Annotated in this window: 22 protein-coding genes, 1 tRNA gene and 1 pseudogene; 10 read left to right on the forward strand and 14 right to left on the reverse strand. The window is 65.0% G+C overall.

Annotated features, from left to right (window positions below):
* Positions 1–177: 177 nt before the first annotated feature.
* Both AB4118_RS20000 and AB4118_RS20005 read right to left on the reverse strand, forming a co-directional pair.
* A complete protein-coding gene (locus AB4118_RS20000) occupies positions 178–708 on the reverse strand; it encodes a gamma carbonic anhydrase family protein (RefSeq protein ID WP_441491405.1) in 531 nt (176 codons plus the stop codon).
* A gap of 58 nt (positions 709–766) precedes the next feature.
* Positions 767–1,096: a DUF6949 family protein gene (locus tag AB4118_RS20005; RefSeq protein WP_069882633.1), complete on the reverse strand. Its 330-nt coding sequence runs from the start codon at positions 1,094–1,096 to the stop codon at positions 767–769.
* Between the two features lie 184 nt (positions 1,097–1,280).
* Between AB4118_RS20005 and AB4118_RS20010 the strand changes: the two genes are divergently transcribed.
* Positions 1,281–1,994, forward strand: coding sequence for a hypothetical protein (locus AB4118_RS20010; RefSeq protein ID WP_441491406.1), 714 nt, complete (start codon positions 1,281–1,283; stop codon positions 1,992–1,994).
* A gap of 14 nt (positions 1,995–2,008) precedes the next feature.
* On the opposite strand, the gene AB4118_RS20015 is transcribed toward AB4118_RS20010, so the two are convergent.
* Positions 2,009–2,221, reverse strand: a complete 213-nt coding sequence (locus AB4118_RS20015) for a DUF3126 family protein (RefSeq protein ID WP_441491407.1) — start codon at positions 2,219–2,221, stop codon at positions 2,009–2,011.
* 204 nt (positions 2,222–2,425) lie between these two features.
* Between AB4118_RS20015 and AB4118_RS20020 the strand changes: the two genes are divergently transcribed.
* The gene (locus AB4118_RS20020) at positions 2,426–3,802 is read left to right on the forward strand and encodes a serine hydrolase domain-containing protein (RefSeq protein WP_441491408.1); all 1,377 of its coding nucleotides are present in this window, start codon (positions 2,426–2,428) and stop codon (positions 3,800–3,802) included.
* Positions 3,803–3,939: 137 nt separating this feature from the next.
* On the opposite strand, the gene AB4118_RS20025 is transcribed toward AB4118_RS20020, so the two are convergent.
* The gene (locus AB4118_RS20025) at positions 3,940–5,262 is read right to left on the reverse strand and encodes a serine hydroxymethyltransferase (RefSeq protein ID WP_441491409.1); all 1,323 of its coding nucleotides are present in this window, start codon (positions 5,260–5,262) and stop codon (positions 3,940–3,942) included.
* 127 nt (positions 5,263–5,389) lie between these two features.
* Between AB4118_RS20025 and AB4118_RS20030 the strand changes: the two genes are divergently transcribed.
* On the forward strand, positions 5,390–6,292 hold the full coding sequence (locus tag AB4118_RS20030; protein ID WP_441491410.1) for a LysR substrate-binding domain-containing protein: 903 nt from the start codon (positions 5,390–5,392) through the stop codon (positions 6,290–6,292).
* On the opposite strand, the gene cysE is transcribed toward AB4118_RS20030, so the two are convergent.
* Positions 6,283–7,131 carry a serine O-acetyltransferase gene (cysE, locus tag AB4118_RS20035; RefSeq protein WP_441491411.1) on the reverse strand — a complete coding sequence of 283 codons (849 nt, stop codon included), beginning with the start codon at positions 7,129–7,131 and terminating at the stop codon, positions 6,283–6,285. The genes AB4118_RS20030 and cysE overlap by 10 nt on opposite strands.
* Before the next feature lie 184 nt (positions 7,132–7,315).
* Positions 7,316–8,083, reverse strand: a complete 768-nt coding sequence (locus tag AB4118_RS20040; RefSeq protein ID WP_441491412.1) for an alpha/beta fold hydrolase — start codon at positions 8,081–8,083, stop codon at positions 7,316–7,318.
* A gap of 92 nt (positions 8,084–8,175) precedes the next feature.
* Here AB4118_RS20040 and AB4118_RS20045 point away from each other — a divergent pair, with 92 nt between their 5' ends.
* The 4 genes from AB4118_RS20045 to AB4118_RS20060 all read left to right on the forward strand — a co-directional run bounded on the left by AB4118_RS20045 (position 8,176) and on the right by AB4118_RS20060 (position 11,120).
* On the forward strand, positions 8,176–9,141 hold the full coding sequence (locus AB4118_RS20045; protein WP_441491413.1) for a heparan-alpha-glucosaminide N-acetyltransferase: 966 nt from the start codon (positions 8,176–8,178) through the stop codon (positions 9,139–9,141).
* A 73-nt stretch (positions 9,142–9,214) separates the two neighbouring features.
* Positions 9,215–9,466, forward strand: a complete 252-nt coding sequence (locus AB4118_RS20050) for a zinc-finger domain-containing protein (protein ID WP_441491414.1) — start codon at positions 9,215–9,217, stop codon at positions 9,464–9,466.
* An 85-nt stretch (positions 9,467–9,551) separates the two neighbouring features.
* Positions 9,552–10,739, forward strand: coding sequence for an FAD-dependent monooxygenase (locus AB4118_RS20055; protein ID WP_441491415.1), 1,188 nt, complete (start codon positions 9,552–9,554; stop codon positions 10,737–10,739).
* Between the two features lie 63 nt (positions 10,740–10,802).
* A complete protein-coding gene (locus tag AB4118_RS20060; protein WP_441491416.1) occupies positions 10,803–11,120 on the forward strand; it encodes a hypothetical protein in 318 nt (105 codons plus the stop codon).
* Positions 11,121–11,419: 299 nt separating this feature from the next.
* Here AB4118_RS20060 and AB4118_RS20065 read toward each other — a convergent pair.
* Positions 11,420–11,881, reverse strand: a pseudogene (locus AB4118_RS20065) (chromate resistance protein ChrB domain-containing protein); the annotation flags it as partial.
* Here AB4118_RS20065 and AB4118_RS20070 point away from each other — a divergent pair.
* A complete protein-coding gene (locus AB4118_RS20070) occupies positions 11,841–11,966 on the forward strand; it encodes a hypothetical protein (RefSeq protein ID WP_441491566.1) in 126 nt (41 codons plus the stop codon). The pseudogene AB4118_RS20065 and the gene AB4118_RS20070 sit on opposite strands and share 41 nt — an antisense overlap.
* Before the next feature lie 160 nt (positions 11,967–12,126).
* On the opposite strand, the gene AB4118_RS20075 is transcribed toward AB4118_RS20070, so the two are convergent.
* The gene (locus AB4118_RS20075; RefSeq protein ID WP_441491564.1) at positions 12,127–13,389 is read right to left on the reverse strand and encodes a hemolysin family protein; all 1,263 of its coding nucleotides are present in this window, start codon (positions 13,387–13,389) and stop codon (positions 12,127–12,129) included.
* A 239-nt stretch (positions 13,390–13,628) separates the two neighbouring features.
* Here AB4118_RS20075 and AB4118_RS20080 point away from each other — a divergent pair, with 239 nt between their 5' ends.
* Complete coding sequence (locus AB4118_RS20080; protein ID WP_441491417.1) at positions 13,629–14,240, forward strand: DUF938 domain-containing protein; 612 nt, start codon at positions 13,629–13,631, stop codon at positions 14,238–14,240.
* Positions 14,241–14,263: 23 nt separating this feature from the next.
* Here the strand turns inward: AB4118_RS20080 and AB4118_RS20085 are convergent.
* The 5 genes from AB4118_RS20085 to AB4118_RS20105 all read right to left on the reverse strand — a co-directional run bounded on the left by AB4118_RS20085 (position 14,264) and on the right by AB4118_RS20105 (position 19,436).
* Positions 14,264–14,349 (reverse strand) — tRNA-Leu (locus tag AB4118_RS20085).
* 43 nt (positions 14,350–14,392) lie between these two features.
* Positions 14,393–15,049 carry a DUF1190 domain-containing protein gene (locus AB4118_RS20090; RefSeq protein WP_441491418.1) on the reverse strand — a complete coding sequence of 219 codons (657 nt, stop codon included), beginning with the start codon at positions 15,047–15,049 and terminating at the stop codon, positions 14,393–14,395.
* A 36-nt stretch (positions 15,050–15,085) separates the two neighbouring features.
* Positions 15,086–16,699, reverse strand: coding sequence for an AMP-binding protein (locus AB4118_RS20095; RefSeq protein WP_441491419.1), 1,614 nt, complete (start codon positions 16,697–16,699; stop codon positions 15,086–15,088).
* 236 nt (positions 16,700–16,935) lie between these two features.
* On the reverse strand, positions 16,936–17,583 hold the full coding sequence (locus tag AB4118_RS20100; protein ID WP_441491420.1) for a hypothetical protein: 648 nt from the start codon (positions 17,581–17,583) through the stop codon (positions 16,936–16,938).
* A 965-nt stretch (positions 17,584–18,548) separates the two neighbouring features.
* Complete coding sequence (locus tag AB4118_RS20105; protein WP_441491421.1) at positions 18,549–19,436, reverse strand: hypothetical protein; 888 nt, start codon at positions 19,434–19,436, stop codon at positions 18,549–18,551.
* A 454-nt stretch (positions 19,437–19,890) separates the two neighbouring features.
* On the opposite strand from AB4118_RS20105, the gene AB4118_RS20110 reads away from it, so the two are divergent.
* Positions 19,891–20,820 (forward strand): DMT family transporter, encoded by a 930-nt coding sequence (locus AB4118_RS20110; RefSeq protein ID WP_441491422.1) that lies wholly within the window; start codon positions 19,891–19,893, stop codon positions 20,818–20,820.
* Between the two features lie 71 nt (positions 20,821–20,891).
* On the opposite strand, the gene gpt is transcribed toward AB4118_RS20110, so the two are convergent.
* A complete protein-coding gene (gene gpt, locus AB4118_RS20115) occupies positions 20,892–21,401 on the reverse strand; it encodes a xanthine phosphoribosyltransferase (RefSeq protein ID WP_441491423.1) in 510 nt (169 codons plus the stop codon).
* Between the last annotated feature and the right edge of the window lie 89 nt (positions 21,402–21,490).

The raw sequence follows: 21,490 nt of genomic DNA on the forward strand, positions 1-21,490 counted from the left end.
GGCCGGGTTTCGCCATAGGGCCGACGCTTCCCCCCGAGGCGTCGGCCCGTCTCGTTTCCGGCCCTGGCCGGTGCGGTTGGATGATCGGACCAGATATCGTACCCGGACCGAGGATCTGAACTTCTGCGTGTGCGCCGGCCTTCCTGAAAACCGCAATCCGCCCTTCGGGCCGCTGCTTCAGCCGATCTGCTTGAGCCCGACGGCAAACTGCTTCCAGCGCGCGACATAGGCACGGGCCGAGCCTGCAATGCCGGCAATCGCCGCCTCGTCGAGCGTGCGGATGGCGCGGGCGGGAGACCCGACGATCAGCGAGTTCTCCGGAAACTCCTTGCCCTCGGTCACGAGAGCATTGGCGCCGACCAGGCTGTTGCGGCCGATTTTCGCGCCGTTCAGTACCGTCGCGCCCATCCCGATCAGGCTGTTCTCTCCGATGATGCAGCCATGCAGGATCGCCCGGTGGCCGATGGTGCAGCCGGCTCCGACGCGCAGCGGCGAGCCCATATCGGTGTGCAGGACGCAGCCCTCCTGGATATTGCTGCCTTCGCCGATTTCGATCCATTCATTGTCGCCACGCAGCACTGCGCCGAACCAGATTCCGACGCCGGCTGCGAGCTTCACCCTGCCGATCACATGCGCATCGGGCGCAAGCCACCACTGGCCTGCGGCGGGGCATTCGGGGGCAGTCCCGTCGAGCGAATAGAGCGGCATGGGCGGATCATCCTTCTGCAAACCTGCCGCGAGGATTGCAGGTCGGCCGGCCGCCCCGTCAAGCGCCGCCGACGTAATGCAGCAGGTCGAGCACCACGCGCCCCGAGGCGACGCTCCAGAGAGACGCCGCCATGCTCGCCAGCATGACGAAGGCAAAGGGCCGGCCATCGCTGCGGCGGCCCCTCACGGTATTGCGAAGGATGAGAAACGGCGCGCTGAAGACGACGACCGGCACGCTCGCGACCGCGGCCAACCCTCCCGTCTGCAGCAGTTGAAAATCAGCACGCTTCTCGGTGAACAGCTCGAAGGCGCTCGCCATCAGCCCGGCAAAGGCAAAGCCGATGAACAGGGACTGGAGTGCCTCGACGGCAGCGGGTTCGATACGCAACGTCACGGCTCCGGGCGAGAACGCACCTGCACTGTGCCGCATGGTTTACGAAGTGTGAAGAAATCTCGTTAGCGATGGTTAACCCTTGCGCCGCGCGGCAATCCTCGCGCAATCCGCATGGTTTACGGAGCATTAAGGCGCGTCTGATTCAGTCACTGGCACCTGTTATCGAGGTGCTTGGATCTTGACCGCATACGCGCACCATTCGCCCCAACGCGCCGCCGGCCTCACGACCGTGGTCCGCGCACGCCTGAATCGGCCGCCGCCGCCCCTGCCTCGCGCTGACGGCGCGCTCTGGAAGGCGGCCGGCGCGATCCTGCTGGTTGCCGCCGCAGCAACCGGATACGCTCTCTACGGCCATCGCCTGGCGGCAGCTCCTGTGACCCAGCACCAGCCGGCGCGCGTCGGCCAGGTCTCGCTTCTGGTTCCCCAGGATCTGGCCGGCTCCGAACAGGAAGACAGCGAGCGGGTGGTCGGCATGACCCGGCTGCGTCTCGACTGGCCGAGTTTCGGTCCCGTGACCGCCCAAAGCCGACGCAAGCTACTGGTCACGTTGAGCCCGCCCGACAAGGTCAACGAGCCGGCGACACAGCTCTCGGTCTATGCCCGCTTCCTGACTCCGACGGTCTGGTCCAATCCGGGCGGGCTTGTCGTACGCGGGTTCCGCAAGGGCTCACCCTATGAGGGCGACGAACTCTACGTTTCGGTCCCGGATGGGCGAGGCTTTGCAGCGCGCTGCCCGGTGAACACCGGCCCCGCCCCTCTCGACGAACTCTGCCGCGTCACCTTCCGGCATCGCGGACTTGACGTGAACATCCGCTTCCCGCGCGCCGTCATCGCCGACTGGGAGCTGATGGTCGGCGGCGTCAGGCGCACCATCGATGGGATGATGCGCTGAGCCGCTGATGGCCCTCAGCCTTCGAGATCGACGTCGAGGATCGCCATGGTGAAGTTGAACGAGCGGTCGCCATCCTCGTCGTCGACATGGATGATGCCGATGAACTCTTCACCCAGATAAACCTCGGCGGAATCGGTCTTCTTCATGCGCGCCCGCACGCTGATGCCATGATTGGCGAAGGTGCGCCGAAGATAGGCTTCGAGCTTGGCGAGTTCTGTCTTGTCCACTGGTTGGTCCTTTCAGAGTGGCGGGACGGATGCCATGGCCGGGCTGCGAGGGCAAGCGAAACGCTGTCACGCCCGCGTTCAACCTGAGATCCGGGCCTCGCGCTGCGTCACGCTCGCATGGCAGCGCTTGCTCCTGCATATCTGCCGCCCTCGCGGTGATCGTGCCATGTTCCATCCCCCACATCGCCAATGATGGATTGCCCGATGACGCCCTGGCTGCCCGCTGCCCTGAATTATGTCTCGAGCTGGCTCGAATTCCAGCGCCGCCATCACGATCAGCCGGGCTGCGCCGTGGCCATCGCGAGCGGCCAGAAGATCGTCCTGGAGGCTGCCTTCGGCAGCGCCGACATCGAGACCGGAGAAGCGTTGACGCCGCGCCACGGCTTTCGCATCGCCTCGCATTCCAAGACGTTCACGGCAGCCGGGATCCTGCGACTGGTCGAGGCGGGCCGCATCAGGCTCGATGACAAGGTCGGTAGCTTTGTCACCGGCCTGCATCCTGACGTCGCCGCCGTGACCCTGGCGCAACTGCTCTCGAACAGCGCCGGCCTGACCCGAGATGGCGCCGACAACGGCCAGTTCTTCGACCGCAAGCCCTATCTCAGCAAGGACGAGCTGCTCGCCGATCTCTCGGTTGCGCAGCCCTTTCCGCCCTCGCAGCGCTTCAAATACTCGAACCATGGCTTCGGCCTTCTCGGCCTCGTCATCGAAGCCGTGACGGGCCAGGCCTATCGTGACTGGATTGCCGCCGAGGTCGTCGCACCTGCGCAACTCAGCGAAACCCGCCCTGATATCGGGCTCTGGGCAGACCGCCCCATGGCCAAGGGTCATAGCCCCAGAATGCCTCTTGGGCGCAGGGTGGTCATTCCCGGAGACAACCCCGGACACGCCATGACCTCCGCCGCCGGCTTCGTGGCTACTGCCGCAGACGTCGCGCGTTACTTCGCGCAGCTTTCACCGCAGGCAGAGCGCAGCATCCTGTCGCCGCTCAGTCGCCGCGAGATGAGCCGCCGTCTCTGGCCCGACGACGAAGCCAGCCTTGGCCGCCATTACGGCCTTGGCACGATTTCCGGCGGACATGGCGACTGGAAATGGTTCGGCCATTCCGGTGGATTCCAGGGCTTCATCACCCGCACCGTCGTCCTGCCGAAGCAGGACCTGACGATCTCGGTCCTGACCAATGCCATTGACGGGTTGGCCCATCAATGGCTCGACGGCATCCTCCACATCGTCCGGACATTTTCCGATGAAGGTGGCCCCTCACCCGAGACCGAAGGCTGGGTTGGGCGCTGGTGGAGCATCTGGGCCTGCGGCGATCTCGTCCCCGTCGGCAACAAGGTGCTCTGCGCCAGCCCGGCCCTCTTCACGCCCTTTCTCGACGCGGGAGAGATCGCGGTCGAGGCTCCTGACCAGGGTCGCCTGAGCAAGGCGTCGGGCTTCAACAGCCCGGGTGAGACAGCACGCCTGGTCCGCGACAGCACCGGCGCAATCGAGTCGATCTGGCTCGGCGGCGCGCATCTCGTCTCCGAGGCTGCGCTGCGCGCCGAGATGCTTGATCGCTATGCGAAGCGCAGCGGCTAGCTCATCGCTCCGGGTCTCGTATCCGGTCCGATGAGCTGATCCTCCGTGTTTGCATCGGTCCGAAACCGCGTTCGACGCTTCGGGCCGGCGCATGAGGTTTCGGCGCCGGTACGCACCTGCCCGCCGGCCGCCACTCGTCAGCGCATGAAGTGCAGCTTCGTGAAGCGGCTGCGCAAGGCCGTGACATCCCGTGCAACGGCCTCGGCGGGCCGAGCTCCGCTCAGACCTTCAGCGATATAGCCGGCGAGCTCCGGCATGTCGGCAGCTGTCATGCCGAAGCGCACGATCTCGGGCGTCCCGAGCCGCAGGCCGTTGACATCGCCTGCGACGGGCGCGATCGGCAGGCCGATCCCGCAACTCAGGATGTTGACCTCGCGCAGCCGTTTCGCGGCCGCCTGCCCGCCGCCGTAGGGGGCCGCCTCGATGGCGAACTGATGCGATGTCGTGATGCCGCGATCGCGCGCGAAGACCGGGACCTGCCGTTCGACAAGGGCATCGGCCAGCGCCTTCGCGGTCTGCGCCATCATCTGCGCATAGGCGCGGCCATGCGCCTTCCAGTCGAGCAGCGTAATGGCGAGAGATGCCGATTTTGCCGCGTCGAAATTGGCGGTCAGACCGGGATAGGCGATGGCATCGAGCTTCCTGGCAAGGTCGGCGTCATTGGTGACGATCAGGCCCGAAGGCGGACCGCCCAGGCTCTTGTAGGTGCTCATCGTCATCAGATGCGCTCCCTCCTGCAGTGGTTGCTGCCAGGCATGGCCGGCGATCATGCCGGACATATGGGCGGCATCGAACAGCACGATCGCTCCGACCTCGTCCGCGATGGCGCGGATCTCGCGGATCGGATGCGCGAACAGGTTGAGGCTGCCGCCGATGCTGATCAGCTTCGGGCGGAGACGCAATGCGTCCTCACGCAGCCTGCCGAGATCGACTGTGTAGTTCAGCGCGTCGACCGGCGCGGGATGGGTGATGACGCCGTAAAGCCCGGCCGCGCCAGCGCCATGATGAGTGACATGCCCGCCGATATCGCCCGGTGGAGCGATGATGCAGTCCCCCGCCTTCGCCACCGCCATGAAGGCATAGAGATTGGCGATGGCACCCGACGGCACCCGGATTTCTGCGTAGCGGGCACCAAAGACCTGTGCCGCGAGCTCCGCGGCAATGATCTCGATCTTCTCGATCGCCTCGAGCCCCATCTCATATTTGTCGCCGGGGTAACCGAGCGAAGGCCGCGCGCCCAGGCCGGCCGAGAGCGCCGCCTCCGCTTTCGGGTTCATGATATTGGTTGCGGGGTTGAGATTGACGCAATCGCGCTCGTGGATCGCGCGGTTCTCCGTCGTCAACGCCTGGATCGACCGCTCGGTCGCATCGAGATCCTGCAGGGCGACGGTCTCGGCGACCGTGAGCACGTAGTCCTCGCTTGCCGCTGGCACCCAGTCGCGCCTGCCCAACGCCGCCATGTCCGTTTCTCCATCCGGTCGAACCGCAACGCGCGGTACGCCGTGATTGGAGCCGTTTGCCGCAGGTGGCGCAAACGAGTTATCGTCGCCGCAAGACAGAGAAAATCTAAGGCTCAGACAGGTCGCCATGCCCGTGACGCCACCACGCCCCCGTCTGCCCCCACTCAACGCGCTACGTGCCTTCGAGGCCGCCGCGCGCTGCGAGAGTTTTGCCAAGGCAGCAGAGGAACTCGGAGTGACGGCTGGCGCGGTGACGCAGCAGATCCGACAGCTGGAGGCAGCGCTCGGGGTCCAGCTGTTCCGGCGGTTGCCACAAGGTGTCGCCTTGACGCCGGCTGCCCGTGCGGCGCTGCCGCGCCTCAGCCGCGGCTTTGATCTGCTGGCATCGTCGATGCTGGAACTGGGCGGAGGGCATGAGAGCCGCACGCTCACCATCGCCGCCCTGCCCTGCATCGCCCAGCTATGGCTCTCACCGCGTCTTGCCGGGCTTCAGCAAGCGTTCCCCGGATTGCAGGTCTCGGTCTCGGCCATGGAGCAACCACCGAACGCAAGGCACGAGCTTTGCGACATCGCCATCTTCTATCTCGGGGATCGCAAGGCCGCTCCATCGGCGCTCGTGCTCGACCCTGATGCGATCACACCGGTCTGCTCTCCCGCCGTCGCATCCCGGCTCCAGACCGTTGCCGGCCTCGCTGATGAGACCCTGCTGCACGACGCGGTCTGGCGCGGCGACTGGGCGCGCTGGCTGGCCTCCATCGACGCCGGTGAGAGCGTCGATCCGGCGCGTGGCCCGTCATTCTCGCTCTACAGCGTCGCGCTCGATGCTGCGCTGTCGGGTGCTGGCGTGCTGATGGGCCGGCTCAGCCTGCTCCAGCCCTATCTTGCCGATGGTCGGCTGGTCGCGCCGCTTGGACCTGCGTTGACGACACCGGACCGGATGACCCTGCTGTTGCCGGCACAAGGTCACCCCCGCCGCCAGGAGGTCGCGGATTGGCTGCAGGCGTCAGGACGGAATGGTGCTCAGATGTGAGCGCCGCAGTCGCCGGCGAGAATCTGATCCATGGAGCGCGACGGCTCGGCGCAGCCCGCTTCCCCGACTACCTTTGCGGGTACGCCGGCAACGGTAGTGTTACGCGGCACCGCTGTCAGCACGACTGAACCGGCTGCGACACGGGCGCATTTGCCGACTTCGATATTGCCGAGGATCTTGGCGCCGGCGCCGATCAGCACCCCCTTGCGAATCTTCGGATGGCGGTCGCCGCTCTCCTTGCCGGTGCCGCCCAGCGTCACGTCCTGCAGCATCGAGACATCATCCTCGATCACAGTCGTTTCGCCGACCACGAGGCCCGTCGCATGGTCGAGGAAAATGCCCTTGCCGATGCGCGCCGCGGGATTGATGTCGGTCTGGAATACTTCGGAGGAACGGCTCTGCAGATAAAGCGCGAAATCGCGGCGCCCCTGGTTGAGCAGCCAATGCGCCAGCCGGTGGCCCTGCAGGGCGTGGAAGCCCTTGAAGAACAGCACGGGCTCGATCAGCCGCTTGCAGGCCGGGTCACGGTCGAGCACCGCAAGAACATCGGCGCGCATGCCCTGGGCGATCTCGGGGTCGGCAGCGATGGCCTCGGCAAAGGCCTGCTCGATCAGATCCGCCCCAAGAGCGGGATGCGCGAGCCGCGCCGCCACGCGATGGCCGACCACCGCCTCGAAACTCGGCTGGTTGAGAATCGACGACAGAATCAGGCTGCCCAGCGCTGGCTCGATGCCGAGCGCCTGTTCGGCCTCGCGCCGCAGCCGGGTCCAAACCGGATCGACCCTGTCGAGCCCGGTGACCGGGTGGCGCGATTCTACGACGGAGCGCCCTGACGGCATGATCGTTCTCCGGAATACGGTGTGTTTCAGAACCCCACTCTAGCACGGCGCCATGCTGCAATGCCAAACAAGAACGCTGCCTGGCCCTGCCTGGACCGCAGGGAAACCGGCATCAAACCCCGGATATCCGCCCCCAACCATTGCATCCGCCGGCATGTCATCGCGGGGCGATGAAATCGTCGGCTCAGAGCCATCTCAGGAAATCGAGCACGGCCTGCTTGTGGGTCTTGTCCCCGACTGCGAGGTTGTGATCGCGCCCCTCGATCGCGAAAGCCTCCGCATTCGGAATGAGAGCCGCGAGTTCCTGCCCGGAGCCCGCGACATCGTCCTTGGTTCCGACGCTGACCAGGGTCGGCATCGCGATGCGGCCGACCTCGTCTGGCGTGAGCGTCTGCCGCGACCCGCGAATGCAGGCTGCGAGTGCCTTGAGATCGCTCTTGTTGGCGTCCGCAAAGGCACGGAACATCCGCTGCATCGGGTCGCTCAGGACATCGAGCGAGGGAGCCTCCATCGCATCCGCAATGCCGAGCGGCAGGCCGACGCCCTCGACAAGATGGATGCCGAGCCCGCCGAGCAGCAGCGAACGCAGGCGCTGCGGATGGGCAAGCGCGAGATGGGCAGAGATGCGCGCGCCCATCGAATAACCCATCACGTCCGCCCGCGCGATCTCGAGGTGATCCATCAGGCGGCGCGCATCCTCCGCCATGATGTGCGAGGAATAGGCCTCCGGCTCATGCGGTTTGTCGCTCTGGCCGTGGCCGCGATTGTCGAGCGCAACGACACGGTAACCCGCATGGGTCAATGTCTTCGTCCACTGCGTATTGACCCAGTTGACCATGTGGCTGGAGGCAAAGCCATGGACCAGGATGATGCTCTCGCCGCGCGGCGCGTCATTGGTCGGGGCGAGGTCGATGAAGGCGAGATTGACGCCGTCCGAGGAGAATTTCTGCATGGCACGTCGCGGAAGCTGCTGGGGGTCTTCACCTGCCATGCAGGAGCGACTTTGTGTAGCTGTGTTTCCGCCGCTTGCCTATGAAGGCTGATATGAGCCACGCTGAGACGGCCCCGAGATCGTCGCTTCCACGCCGCCGGATCGACCTTGTCGACCTTGCCCGCGGCCTCGCTCTGCTGGCGATGTTCGTCTACCACTTCGCCTATGATCTTTCCCATTTTGACCTGATTGCAACCGATGTCCCCGCCCATCCCGGCTGGAGCGCCTTCGCGCGCCTGATCGCAGGGTCCTTCCTGACCATCGTCGGCTTCAGCCTGGTGCTGGCCACGCGCAGGGGCGTGAACCTGCCCGCCTATTTCCGCCGGCTGGCCATGGTCGCAGGCGCCGCGGCGCTGGTCACGATCGCGACCTGGTTCGCCATGCCGGAGAGCTTCATCTACTTCGGCATCCTCCACAATATCGCGCTCTCCAGCGTGCTCGCCCTGCCCTTCCTGCGACTGCCGGCCGCTGTCCTGCTCCTGTTCAGCGCCCTGTTTTTCGCGCTGCCACTGCTGCCTCCGCCGCAAATCCTCGATCAGCCCTGGCTGCTCTGGCTCGGCTTCGCCCATGTCTCCGGGGCAACCGCCGATTTCGTACCGATCGTGCCCTGGTTCGGATGCGTGCTCACAGGCATGTTTCTTGGGAAGGTGGCGCTCGCCAGACAGGGAAGCTGGAGCCATTGGCAGGCGCGCTCGCTGCCGGCCCGCGTCATCGCCTGGGGCGGGCGACACAGCCTCAGCGTCTACCTGCTGCACCAGCCGATCTTCCTCGGAGTGCTGCTCATCGTCATGCGGCTGGCCGTCGGCCCCGAGCAGGAAGCTCGTCCGTTTCTGATCTCCTGCCTGCGCAGCTGTGTCAGCGCCGAAACCTCGCTGCAAGTGTGCGAGAAGGCCTGCAATTGCGCGATCGATGGCCTCAAGCGCGACGGGCTCTGGCAAAAAGTCCTGTCAAACACGCTCACCCGCGAAGAAAGCGCGCGCACCGGATCGATTGCAGGTGCCTGTTTCCGGGCGCCCTGAGGCGCTTGCGCACACTGGCGCGGGCCGGCGTGACGGGTTAGAGGTGGGGCAAATCAACGCAAGAGCATGATCCATGGCCGATACGGGCATCCCGCATTTCCATAACCAGCCCGGCGTTGCCGCCATTCATGTCGGCGCGAAGGAATTCATGTGCATCGGGGCCAAGCCGCCCTTCGATCACCCGCATGTTTTCCTCGACATGGGCTCAGACGGCGAGATCATCTGCCCTTATTGCTCGACCTTGTTCAAATACGAGCCCTCGCTGTCGGCAGGCGCCTGCACGCCGCCGGAATGCGCCCATCACGAGGCAGCCAAGGCAGCGTGACGGGCGCCGGCGTTCAAGGCGCCCGCCGCTTCCGATCGCGACCGGTCGTTCCGGTTTCTGGCGCATCCGATTGCCGAAGACAGCCGTGTCCGCTCCCCATATCCTGATCGCCGGATCCGGCATCGGCGGGCTTACAGCCGCCATTGCGCTGGCGCGGCGCGGCTTCTCCGTGACGGTCGCGGAAAAGCGCACCGGCTTCGGGGAAACCGGTGCCGGCATCCAGCTTTCGCCAAATGCCGGGCATGTTCTCGAAGCTCTCGATCTCGGCCTCGCCGTCAAGCGCGCCTCTGTGGTTGCCGAACGCCTCGTTGTGCGACGCTGGCAGGATGGTTCTCCGCTGGCTGAAATGCCGATGACCGCAGCTGGCTCCGGAACACCCTTCCGCACCATACGCCGAACCGACCTGCACACTCTGCTGCTCGACGCCGCCCGTTCCCTGCCCGGCATCCGGCTGATCGTCGGCCGCGGCCTGCGCGACATCGCCCAGAACGCAGACGGCATCACCGCGACGCTCGCGACCGAAGCCGGCCAGTTGGAGACCATTTCGGCACTGGCGCTCGTCGGCGCCGACGGGCTCTGGTCGCGCAGCCGCGAACTCATCGGTGATACCGCTCCGCCGGTCTTCACCGGCTATGAGGCCTGGCGGACCCTGGTACCCAACGCCGGCGGCCGCGCCGCGCCCGGCGTCGTGACCCTGCATCTCGGCCCGGGCCGCCATGCCGTGCATTACCCTGTCTCCGGTGGTCGCGAGACCAATCTCGTCGTCATTCGCGAAGCGAAGGAGGCCCGTGAGGGTTGGTCCCGCGACGGTGAGCCCGGGCAACTCACCGCTCATCTCACCAAGGCCGAGCCCGGGCTGCACAAGCTTGCGACAGCGGCGCCCCACTGGCTGGTCTGGTCGCTCTTCGACCGGCCGCCCGCAGCGATGGCACAGGGGCGCATCGCCTTGCTCGGCGATGCCGCCCATCCGGTCCTGCCCTTCATGGCGCAGGGTGCCGCGCTGGCGATCGAGGATGCCGGCGTCCTTACGCAGGAACTGACGGTTCATCTCCAGCAGGGCGGCGCCGCAGCGCTACCGGCAGCGCTCGCGGCCTATGCGACAGCCCGGCAGGACCGTGCCCGGCGCGTCCAGGCCACGAGCCGCAGCAACGGCCGGGCGTATCATTTGGAATGGCCCTGGACTATCGCGCGCAACTTCGCAATGCGCCGCCTTGGGCCCGATGGCATGCGCCATCGTCTCGATTGGCTCTACGATTGGCGATTGCAAGCGTAGGACATCTCGCCTTCGCCGCATTCACTTCCTATCTCTCATGTGGACCCATCGGATGGAGACCACATGATCCGCGTCAATCTCTACGAGCAGCTCGCCGGCCAGAGGACTCGCATGCCGCGCTGGGCCTCCTGGCTGACCATGGCAGCAAGCCTCGTTCTTGGCGTGACGCTGTTCCTCCTCGCAGCGAGCCTCGCCCTGATCCTCATTCCCGTCGTGCTTGCTGCCGGCGCGATCGCGGCCTGGCGCCTGAAGAGCAAGCTGAAGGCTGCCGGGTTCGACCAGCGCGATCCGTTCGCTCCGGTCCGTCCCGGTGCTGCGCGCGTCGAGGTCATCGATGCCGAGTACCGCATCATCGAGCCTGGCGAGCAGCCGCGGCGCTGACACGATCGCGATGCGTCTGACCGGCCGCAATGGGGCGAACGATCTCTTTGCGCAGCATCGGATGTCTCCGAACAGTGGTTTCCACTCTTCGGCTCGATGCCCTGGGCTCTCAGGCAGATAGCTTCGACAGCCGGAGGCCCGCAGCCGCGCAGGCGGCGAGAGTCGGGATCATCCCGACTTGAAGCGCAGCATTCCAATCATCGCGGCCAGGCCCACACTCTCGTTGCTTCACCGAGCGTCGGCATGCCCGCCACTGCTGGCGCCGCCTTGTCCGTCGCTGCGATCGTCATGGCCGCCGCTCAGGTCCTACTCGTTGGGGACGGCCAGTTATGGGTTTCTTCGGTCGCATCCCGGCACCAGCGATAGAAAGCGTCATAGAGCAGCATACCGGCATCGCGTTGTGCCAGATCGTCCTTGAACATGCGCGATAGCCCCAGCGAGGCAGCCAGGAAACTAGCGGCTTCCGGCACCAGATCGAGCCGCGCCGTATCGGCGGCGCGCACGATCGTGGCGAGACGATCCAGCACCGCCGAGGCGAGGCCAAATTCCTCCAGCATGATGTCAAAGCTGCAACGCTCGCCGCGATCACTCCAGAATACGCCGTCTATGTCGAAGGGAACGGCCTGGAAGCGATCGGCCACCGCCACGACCTCCGAAGGGGCCACGAATAGGAACACCGCCTTCGGATCGACCAAGCGGCGAATCAGCCGGGGGCACGCGATGCGGTCGACCTTGGGACGTGAGCGCGTCACCCAGATGGTCGCCTGGGCATCGGGCAGGCCGATGAGCCGGTACAAGTGGGATGTGGTGATCTATGTGCTGGAAGATACGAGCATCCATCCCTGAGTGAGGAAAACGGACGCGATCCTTGGGCAGACGTCTCACGGGGGTCGTCGCAAGCCCCCCTTGAGCAAGATTGGATCACCGCTACTCCGGCAGGGGCAATTGCGATTTCGAGCTGTCTCGCCTTGCACCGGACATGCCGGTGCAAGGGCAAAGGGCGTGCTCAATCCAGACGGCTCACCAGCACCTTGTCGATGCGGCGCCCGTCGAGGTCGACCACCTCGAAGCGCCAATGCCCCTTCTCGAAGAACTCTCCGACATTGGGCAGATGGTTGAGTTCGGCCAGGATGAAGCCCGCGACCGTCTGGAAATCGGCATCGCGCGGAATGTGGATGCCGAGTTCGTGCGAGAACTCGTCCACCTGCATCCAGCCTGCAACGAGATAGGAGCCGTCGGCACGCGTGACGATCGGCGGCTCGTCCTCGTCCTCCTCCTGGAAGACGCCGGTGATCGCCTCCAGCACGTCGCCGGGTGTGATGATGCCTTCGAAATGGCCGTACTCGTCGAAGACCAGCGCCATGTGGACGCGCGAGGACTTGATCTCCCGCAGCACCAGCAGGGCGTTGGCGGTGTCCATCACCACGGGTGCTTCCTGCACCAGGGCGCGCAGATCCTCGGTGCTGCCGGCGGACAGGAAATCGACCATATCCTTGACCACAATGACGCCGACGATCGCGTCCGACTCGCCGTCCTGAACCGGGAGCCGGGAGCGTTTGGAGGCACGAACCTGCGCGCGGATCTCCTCAGCTGTATCGGAGAGATCGATGACCTCGACCTCGCGGCGCGGCGTCATCAGCGCACGGGCGGAGCGATCGGCAAGGCGCATCACACCCGAGATCATCTCGCGTTCGTCGCGCTCCAGCACGCCGGCTGTTTCGGCCTCGGCAATGATGGTGCGGACCTCTTCCTCGGTCACCCTTTCTTCCGACTCGCCCTTCTGGCCGAGCAGCGCCAGCACGGTCTTGCCGGAGAGGTCGAGCAGGAAAACCAACGGCGCACCGATGCGCGACAGCAGGGACATCATCGGCGCAACGCGCGCCGCCACCCGCTCGGGGTCGCGCAACGCGATCTGCTTCGGCACCAGTTCGCCGACGATCAGCGAGAGATAGGTAATGGCAACGACGACCGTCCCGACGCCAAGACCATCGGCGACACGATTTGAGAACCCTTGCCCTATCAACCATTCCGACAGACGCGCACCCAGCGTCGCACCGGAGAAGGCACCGGACAGGACACCGACCAGCGTGATGCCGATCTGCACCGTCGAAAGGAACCGGCCGGGATGCTCCGCGAGGCGTATCGCCGTCGCTGCACCCTTGCTGCCTTGATCGCTGAGAACCTTGAGCCGCGCCGGACGGGAGGAGACCACTGCGAGTTCGGACATGGCGAGAAGACCGTTAATGACGGTCAACGCGACGACAATCAGGATCTCGGTTAACAAAACCCGCCCGCAGCATGCAGGGCCGCGCTCAATATCGACCTGCTTTCGGGCTTCTTATAGCGCATCGCGACGACTTGGCGATGGGTAAGCTTGAAGTTTGTGATAGCGAAATTTTGGCGGGCGCGAAGAAGCTCCGTGCCTTAACTGTAAGGGGGACAGGTGAGATGAATGCTCTACCTGGCCTTCGATGACAGCGTCGATACTTCCGGAGCACGCCTCGAGCCATGACTGATCCACGTCTCTTCGCCCCCGCGACACTGCGCAATCGTGAGCCGATCCTCGCTATCCTGCGCTCGACCCTTCCAGCCACCGGCCTGGTCCTGGAGATCGCCAGCGGCTCGGGCGAGCATGTCAGCCATTTCGCCGCCGCCCTGCCCGCACTGACCTTCCAGCCCTCGGACCCTGATCAGGATGCGCTCATCAGTACTGCGGCCTGGATCAGGGAAAGCCGGCTCGCCAATATTCGTCCGCCCGTTCAGCTCGATGCCGCAGCGGCCGAATGGCCGGTCTCCGCCGCCGATGCCATCATCTGCATCAACATGATCCATATCTCGCCCTGGGCCGCGACGCGTGGGCTGATGATGCAGGCCGGCAAGCTGCTGCCGGAAGGCGCTCCACTCTATCTCTACGGGCCCTATCGCCGGCCTGGCCGCACCCTCGAATCGAGCAACCTCGCCTTCGATGAAAGCCTGCGCGCCCGCAACGCGGAATGGGGCTTGCGCGAACTCGGCGACGTCGTTGCACTGGCGAAACAGGCAGGGTTTGGTGAGCCGGACGTAACCGAGATGCCGGCGAACAATCTGAGCCTGGTGTTTCGGCACGGGCCGCGCGGCTGATCCGCGCAATCGCAAGGCAAGCTTGGTGCGGACGGCGGGACTCGAACCCGCAAGCCTTTAGGGCGCAAGATTTTAAGTCTCGTGCGTCTACCAGTTTCGCCACGTCCGCGTGGACGCAGCCCTAGCGACAGCAGACGGCGGGCGCAAGCGCCTCAATGACGGCGAGCGGGCTTGTACCACTCGACTCCATCGGGATCGACATAGAGCCCCGGCGCAACATCGGAGCCGATGCGCTTCTGCTCCATCGGCACGCGCACGGTGTCGTCGCGATCGCCGCGCTTTACATAGGGGCCGCTCTCCTGCGGATCGTGGCCGCGCCCGCCTCTCCCAATCGAGCTGGCCTGGCCGATGACGCCGCGCCGCCCACCAATCTTGTCCTCGAGTATCGTGATCGAGCGGCCGGCGAAGGCGATCTTCGTCGCGCCCTCGACCACGGGCAGGGCGCGGCTCGCGGTTCCCTCTCCCGTGACGCGGACACCGGTGAAGCGCGGCACATAGGTCGCGCCCCCACGGCCAAAGGAGTCCCAGCCACCCGTCGAGGAAACCTGTGCACCACAGCGCTTGTGGCTGCGCTCGCACAGGGCGCGCGACGCATAACGTGGCGCCTTCTCCTCGAATTCGGCCCGGGCATTGCGATAGGCGAAATCACATTGCGCAGCAGTGAGCCGTCCCGCCTCGATGCATTCGTCGCGCCGCTCGTAGGTCTGGCTCGGCGCCTGCGCCGCGAGATCGGCGGGGCCCGCGAAGGAAAGAGCCGGCAGGAGCGCTGCGACGCGCATTATTGCGGCGAGGGAAGAGGCGGCCGTCATGATCATGACTCGGGCAATAACCGTAGAATTATGGCGTCACAGCAGCGCCCGCATCGTCGACGCAAGCTCGCGCGTCGCACCATAGTCGATCTTGCCGTTGCCCAGCACCGGAATCGCGCGCGCGACCAAAATGGCGCGCGGCGTCCACAGTTCGGGAAAGCCCTGCTGCTTCGCCGCTACCTGCAACGCAGCCTTGTCGGCATCAGGCTTTTCGGTGACCAGCACGAGTTGCTCGCCCTTGCGCGCATCCGGTAGCGCGACAACGACATGATTGAACCCAGGCCAGAGGGCCGCCACCATAGTTTCCACCGCAGCCAGCGAGACCATCTCGCCGCCGAGCTTGGCGAATCGCTTGGCCCTGCCGCGGATGCTGACGAAGCCGTCCTCGATCACCACGATATCGCCGGTATCGTGCCAACCGCCTTCGGGCGGCACGACACGCCCGGGCTCGTCCGCGCTGAGATAGCCCAGCATCACATTCGGGCCGCGGACATTCAGCCGCCCACCTTCATGAATGCCCTCGACCGGATCGAGCCGGGCCTCGATACCGGGCAGGAGTTTTCCGACGCTGCCCTCGCGGGTCGCGACGGGAGTGTTGCAGGCGAGCACCGGCGAGCATTCGGTGCAGCCGTAGCCTTCGAGGATCGTGGTGCCGTAGGGCTGCCACATCGCGCGTGTCTCCGGCTTCACGCGCTCGGCTCCGGCCACGACATAGCGCACGCTCTTCAGATCGTCGGGATCGGCAGCGCGCGCATAGCCCTGGAGGAATGTGTCGGTCGAGAACAGGAAGGTGCAGCCCATCTCGCCGATCAGTTTCGGCACCTGCTTGTAATGGAGCGGGCTCGGATAGAGCACGACCTTCATGCCGTGGAGCAGCGGCATCAGCAGCCCTGCGGTCAGGCCGAAGGAATGGAAAGCGGGCAACGCGTTCATGACAATATCGCGCTCGGAGAGGAAGCCGGCCGCAAGCGCAAAGATCTGGCGGGTATTCGAGACGAGGTTGGCGTGACTCAGCACCACGCCCTTCGGCTTGCCCTCGGTGCCGGAGGTGAACAGCACCACAGCTGGATCATCCGGCCGCCCTTCATAGGCCCGCAGGGCAAATGCCGGTGCCAGGCTCTGCATCGCGGCAAGCATCTTGTCGAAACTGGTCAAATCCCGGCGGATATCCTCGAGATAGACAACCCGCCTGCCCTCGCCGAGTGCCGCGATCTCATCGTCGAGCTTGGCCTGGTTGACGAAGCGACGCGAGGTGACGATCGTCTTCAAGCTGGCCAGTTCGGCCGCCGCCCGCAGGTTCTTCACCCCTGCCGTGAAGTTCAGCAGTGCCGGCACGCGGCCATAGGCCGAAAGCCCGAACAGCGTCACCGCCATGCCCTGGACATTGGGCAGCATCAGTCCGACGCGTTCCCCCAACTCCGTGCCTGAAGCGAGCTTTCGCCCCAGAACCAGCGCTCCCAGAACGAGCCGGCCGAAGGTCACCGGCTGACGCTCCGGATCCTCGAGCGCGACGCGGCCCTTGCCACGCCGCGCAACCGCCTGAAGCAGCCCCCGAAACAGCGTGATGCGCGCGTCCTTGGCGTCGAAATCCGACGCGTTCAATTCGGTGGCGGCCATATCCTGGCTCTGCTCCCGGCTGGCGTTTCCCATGGAGGTTCACCGTAGCGGGATACCGTCCGGTTTCAACGCGAATGCGACGGTCGAGCCCCTGCTCTCCGCTCAAGCTGCAATCGCATCCAGCCCGATCCGTGGCAACGGCATCGGCGCCATTGGTGACGCAGCCCCGTCGAACGCAGAAGGGCGGTTGCTTGGTCATTCGCGACCAGGCAACCGCCCTTCGGCTGTGGCCTGCGCACCGATCATGCGCGCAGGCCGTCATGCTGGCGTCAGAATGCGGGCTGCAGCTGGGGCTCCAGGCGACCGCGGCGCCGGATGGTGTCAACCATGCCATGGGTCGCAGCGATGGCGATGAGCAGGATCAGCGCATAGGCCACGAGCAGCCGCGGAGCGGGCACGATGAAGTTGAAATGCGGCATGGCGCCCAGGATCAGCGGCACATACCAGGATGTCGCCGAGACCGTGCCGAAGACCATCATCATCGTAATCTGCTTGCGCGACAGGCCTGCAAAGAGCGACCGTCCGATCTGCTTTTCCATCAACGGCAGTACCGTTTTGTGGATGAAGTAGCCGTTGATCGTGAGAACGCCGACGATCGCGATCTTGGCCCAGACCTTCTGGTTCCCGAGCTTGACCGGGTCAAACATCGCGTAATGCGCCAGGTACAGAATTCCGGAAACCCAGAGCACCGCGAGGCCAGCCGATACGATACCGGTCATGAATTTGACCATCGCAACCTGTTCAGCCTTGATCTTTCCGGAGACGAGGAATTTGACGATCACGAGATCGAGGACCGTCGCGGCGCCCAATCCCAGAATGATGCCGAGCAGATGCATCACCTTGATGGCCGATTTCAGCAGTTCCCCGGGTTTGGCGATCAGAAGGCTGAAAGTGATCGGCCGTAGCGCCGAGCTCATGAACTTGACGGCCGGCGCCGTGACACTGTCCGCGGCGATGCTTGAAACAGCATTGGTCGCTTCCGCGGGGGGATGATCGGCGCTGGCCTCTGCCGCGAGAGGGTGATCAGCAATGGTCTCTGCCCCCAGAGGGCGCTCGGCACTGGCCTCTGCCGCAAGCGGATGGTCGGCAATCGTCTCTGCCGGAAGAGCACGACCGGCAATGGTCGCCGGTGCAGGAGGGCGACCGCGATTGGCCGCGACGGCAGGACGACGACCGGCATTGGTAGCTCCCGCAGTTGGGCGATCTACCGTGAGCCGAAGGCTGCTATCGCGCCGAGGCGGGGCCGTCTCCGGTAGATCGTAAGGCACCCAATCGCGCGCCGAATGTGATGAGGCTGCCGGAGGCGGAGCGCCGGCTCCGGAGCGAGACCGGGTTTCAGCCGGCGCCTGAGTAAAGCTGAATGTGACAACCAGGCAGGCTGCCAGGAGCAGCAGCGCACCAGCGCCGATACTGCGCGACTTAAGTTGAAGGAATGAAATCATTCCGCCCCTTTCTTTATTCTTATGATGACTGACAATATAATTCGCCGCGAACCACCCTTCGCGGGGAACGTCAATCGATCATAGAGAGAAGGATCTCGGACTTATGACCAAGAGGAAGGCATAGGTAGCGATGATAGGCTTAAGCGCAGGCACAGAGTTGGCAAATTCAATTTGCAAACGCTGCCGGACGACCGCTCACTAACCTTGGTTTACGGCAAAAATGTGCGCCGCAACAAATGTTATGTCACAATGAAGTCAAAGCAGCGCAGTGAGAGGGATGGTCGCGCGCCCAGGAAACGACGATGTCGCAAGACGTTAAATGGTTCTCCTCACCCATATCGCCGGAACGGTTGCATGCGCCGCGAACGACCGGGCGCCCACCCGGATTTGCACCGCCAACGTTCTGCTGGAACGAGCACCCGAGCCGAAATCGATCCAACTCAGATGGCTTCGGCAAGGGTGAACGCGAACGCCGCCGATATCGTCATGGCCACGGGTAGCCAGTTCCTCGGCCGCTCCTCGCCAATCGTGAAGAAATTGAGCGGAAAAAGGTGCCGGTGCGCTGCCGTCGCCGAGGCCTCCCTCGGCGCTTCCATGAAGCATTCCTCGTCGAACCATGCCCAGTTATCGTCCCAGGTCCAGCAATTGTGCTTGCGGTAGACGTCCGCGACCGCATTGGCGAAGACCTTGTCGGTCGGCAATCTGATGTAACCGCCGGGCGCACGCGAGAAATGACGCATCGCCAGGGGCAAGGCGCGTTCGGTGCAGTAATTCGACATCCAGAGCCGAAAGCCGATCTCCTCGCGCAGCACATTCAGGGCGCGGAACACCTGGATGTGCTCTTCATGCCCGTACTCGCCCCAGGGATTATGCGTGAAGACGTTCGTCTCTGGCCGCAGGCGCCGTCTCAGCAACTCGCATATGATCTGGAAGTTCGTTTCATAGGCCCTGGATACGCTGGCGGCGGCGATGCGCTCGAGCTTCACCGCCGGCAGGGCTGCAACGGACTTGCGGGCGAGGCGCGTCATTGCCCGGCGCTCGGCCTCGATGCCGAAACCGATACCGGCCCCGGTCAGCACGGGATCAGCCCAGTTGGCGCAGCCATAGGCGCCCGACTCGTCGACATCGAGACAGGTGACGTTGCCGCGGGGATATTCGGCGATTGCGGCCGCCCGCGCTTCGCCAATCCCGGGCTTCCCCCAGAAATGGCGGTAGACGATGACGACCTCGTCAGCGTCGCGCAGGATTGAATTGAACCAGAGCAGTTCATCGTCGGGGTGGGCGCCGATGATGACGGAATTTTCCAGAAATTCTGGCCTTTGCTGCATTGCCCTTGCCCTCGCCGTCCTGCTCATCTCATTTCGGGCTGCCATCAGCGGGATCGCGCTGCAAACAGAGGGGAACAATATGCCCCCGAAAACGCACGCACCGCCGCGCCTGCGACCATCGACGCTCATAGCCCGGCCGCCGCCGGCCATGACGTAACGGCAAACAATGCAAAAGCTGTTAAGGCAATGACGATCTAACGGAGGAACTGCATCCCTCGTGCAGGGCTTTCTCTCCTCCCCAGCGCTCGTCCGACCTGAGTTAGCGGGCCTGTGTGAGGGGCCTGCAGAAGCAGTGCAGAGGGCAGGCTCCATCGTCGCGACGGCTCCATGCCAGGCAAACTCGCGTTGCTGCGCCATGCGCCGCCAACAGCCCCGTCGCCTGTCCGCCGCGCTTGTCGCGCGATGGCTAGAGCCCGCATATGGCGCTGCCTCGCCGCCCTCCGAGAGTTTTCGCGTGAACCAAGCCATCCGGCCGCAATCGCTGTCTCTCGCCAGGCAGCAACGCCCCTGGCTCGGCTTTGCCTGCGGCATCCTGGCGGCAGCGATCTGGGGCATTCAGGCCGTGATCTCACGGCAATCGGTCGCAGATGGCATGACCGCAGCCGATGTCACGATCCTGCGCTTTGCAGCCGCCGCACTCGTGCTGCTGCCCTTCGCGCTCAGGCGCATGAAGCCTTTTCCGGTCGGCAAGCTCGGCTGGCGGCGAGCCATCATCCTGACCGCGATCGTAGGCCCGACCTATAGCCTGATCCTCGTCGGCGGCGCCCATTTCGCCCCCGCCCTGCATTCCTCGGTCATCTCGCCCGGACTGATCCCGGTCTGCACCGCATTGCTCGCATGGTGGGTGCTCGGCGAGCGCGCGAGCACGGCCCGCCTCGCCGGTCTCAGCGTCATCGTTCTCGGCGTCGCGCTGTTCTCGATGGAGGCCCTGGCCAACACGCCGACCCGCGAAGGCGCCTGGATCGGCGACATGCTCTTCGTGCTGATCGCCTTGCTCTGGTCGGCCTTCGGCCTGCTCTGCCGGCGCTGGGGCGCTGATGCGATCGAAGTCACCATGGCGACATGCCTGCTGTCGGTGCCGCTCCTGCCGCTCGTCGCACTGGTGATGCCCGTGCATCTGACGCAGGCGGCACTTTCAGCCATAGCGCTGCAGGCGATCTATCAGGGATTGCTGGTCGGCGCCTTCGCGCTGTTTCTCTACACGCAGGCCGTCGCCATCCTTGGCGCCGGACGGGCGGCCCTGTTCCTGCCGCTGGTACCGGTCGTGACCGCGCTCGCCGGCACGCTCCTGCTCGGCGAGCGACCGTCCCCGGTCGAGATCGCCGGCATGGCGCTCGCAATCACCGGCATGTTGATCGCGCTGCGCGCGCGCAGTCTGGCGTAACGAGCCCTTGCCGGTCATTCCAGACGGGTTGCCGCGCCCGGAATGACCGCTCAAGCGGCGAAGCCCGGGGCTCAGCCCTTGTGATCCTTGGCGATCGGCTCGACATAGGCCAGCCCCATATCCCAGGGAAAATAGATCCAGGTGTCCTGGCTGACCTCGGTAACGAAGGTGTCGACCGTCGGCACCCCGGCCGGCTTCGCATAGACCGTTGCGAAATGGGCATTGGGCAGCATTTCGCGCACGACACGCGCCGTCTTCCCTGTGTCGGTGAGATCGTCGACCACCAGAACGCCCCTCCCCTTGCCGTCACCGATCGCCCTGATCGAGGGAGCGACGTCCTTCAGCACCTTGAGCTCGGACTGGTTCTTGTAGTCGTGGTAGCTCGCGACGCAGACCGTCTCGATCAGGCGCAAGCCCAGTTCGCGGCAGATGATCGCCGCCGGTACCAGACCACCGCGGGTGATGCAGACGATGGCCTCGAAGGGCCCCTTCTCGGCCAGCCGCCAGGCGAGCGCGCGCGCATCGCGATGGAACTGGTCCCAGGAGACAGGGAAGGCCTTGTTGGAGGTCGGTTCGGCCATTGGGGGCTCCGGAGCGGCTGTCACGGTTTCTGTGACAATCCGGAAAGCCTATAAGCGGGGCGCTGGCAAGAGGCGCGTCCCGCTTCATC

This window comes from Allobosea sp. 2RAB26 (genome assembly GCF_052115465.1).
Lineage (GTDB): Bacteria > Pseudomonadota > Alphaproteobacteria > Rhizobiales > Beijerinckiaceae > Allobosea.

What these genes read in the sequence shown, in the direction of transcription:
- AB4118_RS20000 (WP_441491405.1), bottom strand. Translation starts at nt 708, where the DNA reads ATGCCGCTCTATTCGCTCGACGGGACTGCCCCCGAATGCCCCGCCGCA.
- AB4118_RS20025 (WP_441491409.1), bottom strand. Translation starts at nt 5,262, where the DNA reads ATGGCGGCGTTGGGCAGGCGCGACTGGGTGCCAGCGGCAAGCGAGGAC.
- AB4118_RS20070 (WP_441491566.1), top strand. Translation starts at nt 11,841, where the DNA reads ATGCGGTCGACCTTGGGACGTGAGCGCGTCACCCAGATGGTCGCCTGG.
- AB4118_RS20040 (WP_441491412.1), bottom strand. Translation starts at nt 8,083, where the DNA reads ATGCAGAAATTCTCCTCGGACGGCGTCAATCTCGCCTTCATCGACCTC.
- AB4118_RS20100 (WP_441491420.1), bottom strand. Translation starts at nt 17,583, where the DNA reads ATGAGCTCGGCGCTACGGCCGATCACTTTCAGCCTTCTGATCGCCAAA.
- AB4118_RS20045 (WP_441491413.1), top strand. Translation starts at nt 8,176, where the DNA reads ATGAGCCACGCTGAGACGGCCCCGAGATCGTCGCTTCCACGCCGCCGG.
- gpt (WP_441491423.1), bottom strand. Translation starts at nt 21,401, where the DNA reads ATGGCCGAACCGACCTCCAACAAGGCCTTCCCTGTCTCCTGGGACCAG.
- AB4118_RS20095 (WP_441491419.1), bottom strand. Translation starts at nt 16,699, where the DNA reads ATGGGAAACGCCAGCCGGGAGCAGAGCCAGGATATGGCCGCCACCGAA.
- AB4118_RS20080 (WP_441491417.1), top strand. Translation starts at nt 13,629, where the DNA reads ATGACTGATCCACGTCTCTTCGCCCCCGCGACACTGCGCAATCGTGAG.
- AB4118_RS20060 (WP_441491416.1), top strand. Translation starts at nt 10,803, where the DNA reads ATGATCCGCGTCAATCTCTACGAGCAGCTCGCCGGCCAGAGGACTCGC.
- AB4118_RS20050 (WP_441491414.1), top strand. Translation starts at nt 9,215, where the DNA reads ATGGCCGATACGGGCATCCCGCATTTCCATAACCAGCCCGGCGTTGCC.
- AB4118_RS20020 (WP_441491408.1), top strand. Translation starts at nt 2,426, where the DNA reads ATGACGCCCTGGCTGCCCGCTGCCCTGAATTATGTCTCGAGCTGGCTC.
- AB4118_RS20030 (WP_441491410.1), top strand. Translation starts at nt 5,390, where the DNA reads ATGCCCGTGACGCCACCACGCCCCCGTCTGCCCCCACTCAACGCGCTA.
- cysE (WP_441491411.1), bottom strand. Translation starts at nt 7,131, where the DNA reads ATGCCGTCAGGGCGCTCCGTCGTAGAATCGCGCCACCCGGTCACCGGG.
- AB4118_RS20105 (WP_441491421.1), bottom strand. Translation starts at nt 19,436, where the DNA reads ATGCAGCAAAGGCCAGAATTTCTGGAAAATTCCGTCATCATCGGCGCC.
- AB4118_RS20090 (WP_441491418.1), bottom strand. Translation starts at nt 15,049, where the DNA reads ATGACGGCCGCCTCTTCCCTCGCCGCAATAATGCGCGTCGCAGCGCTC.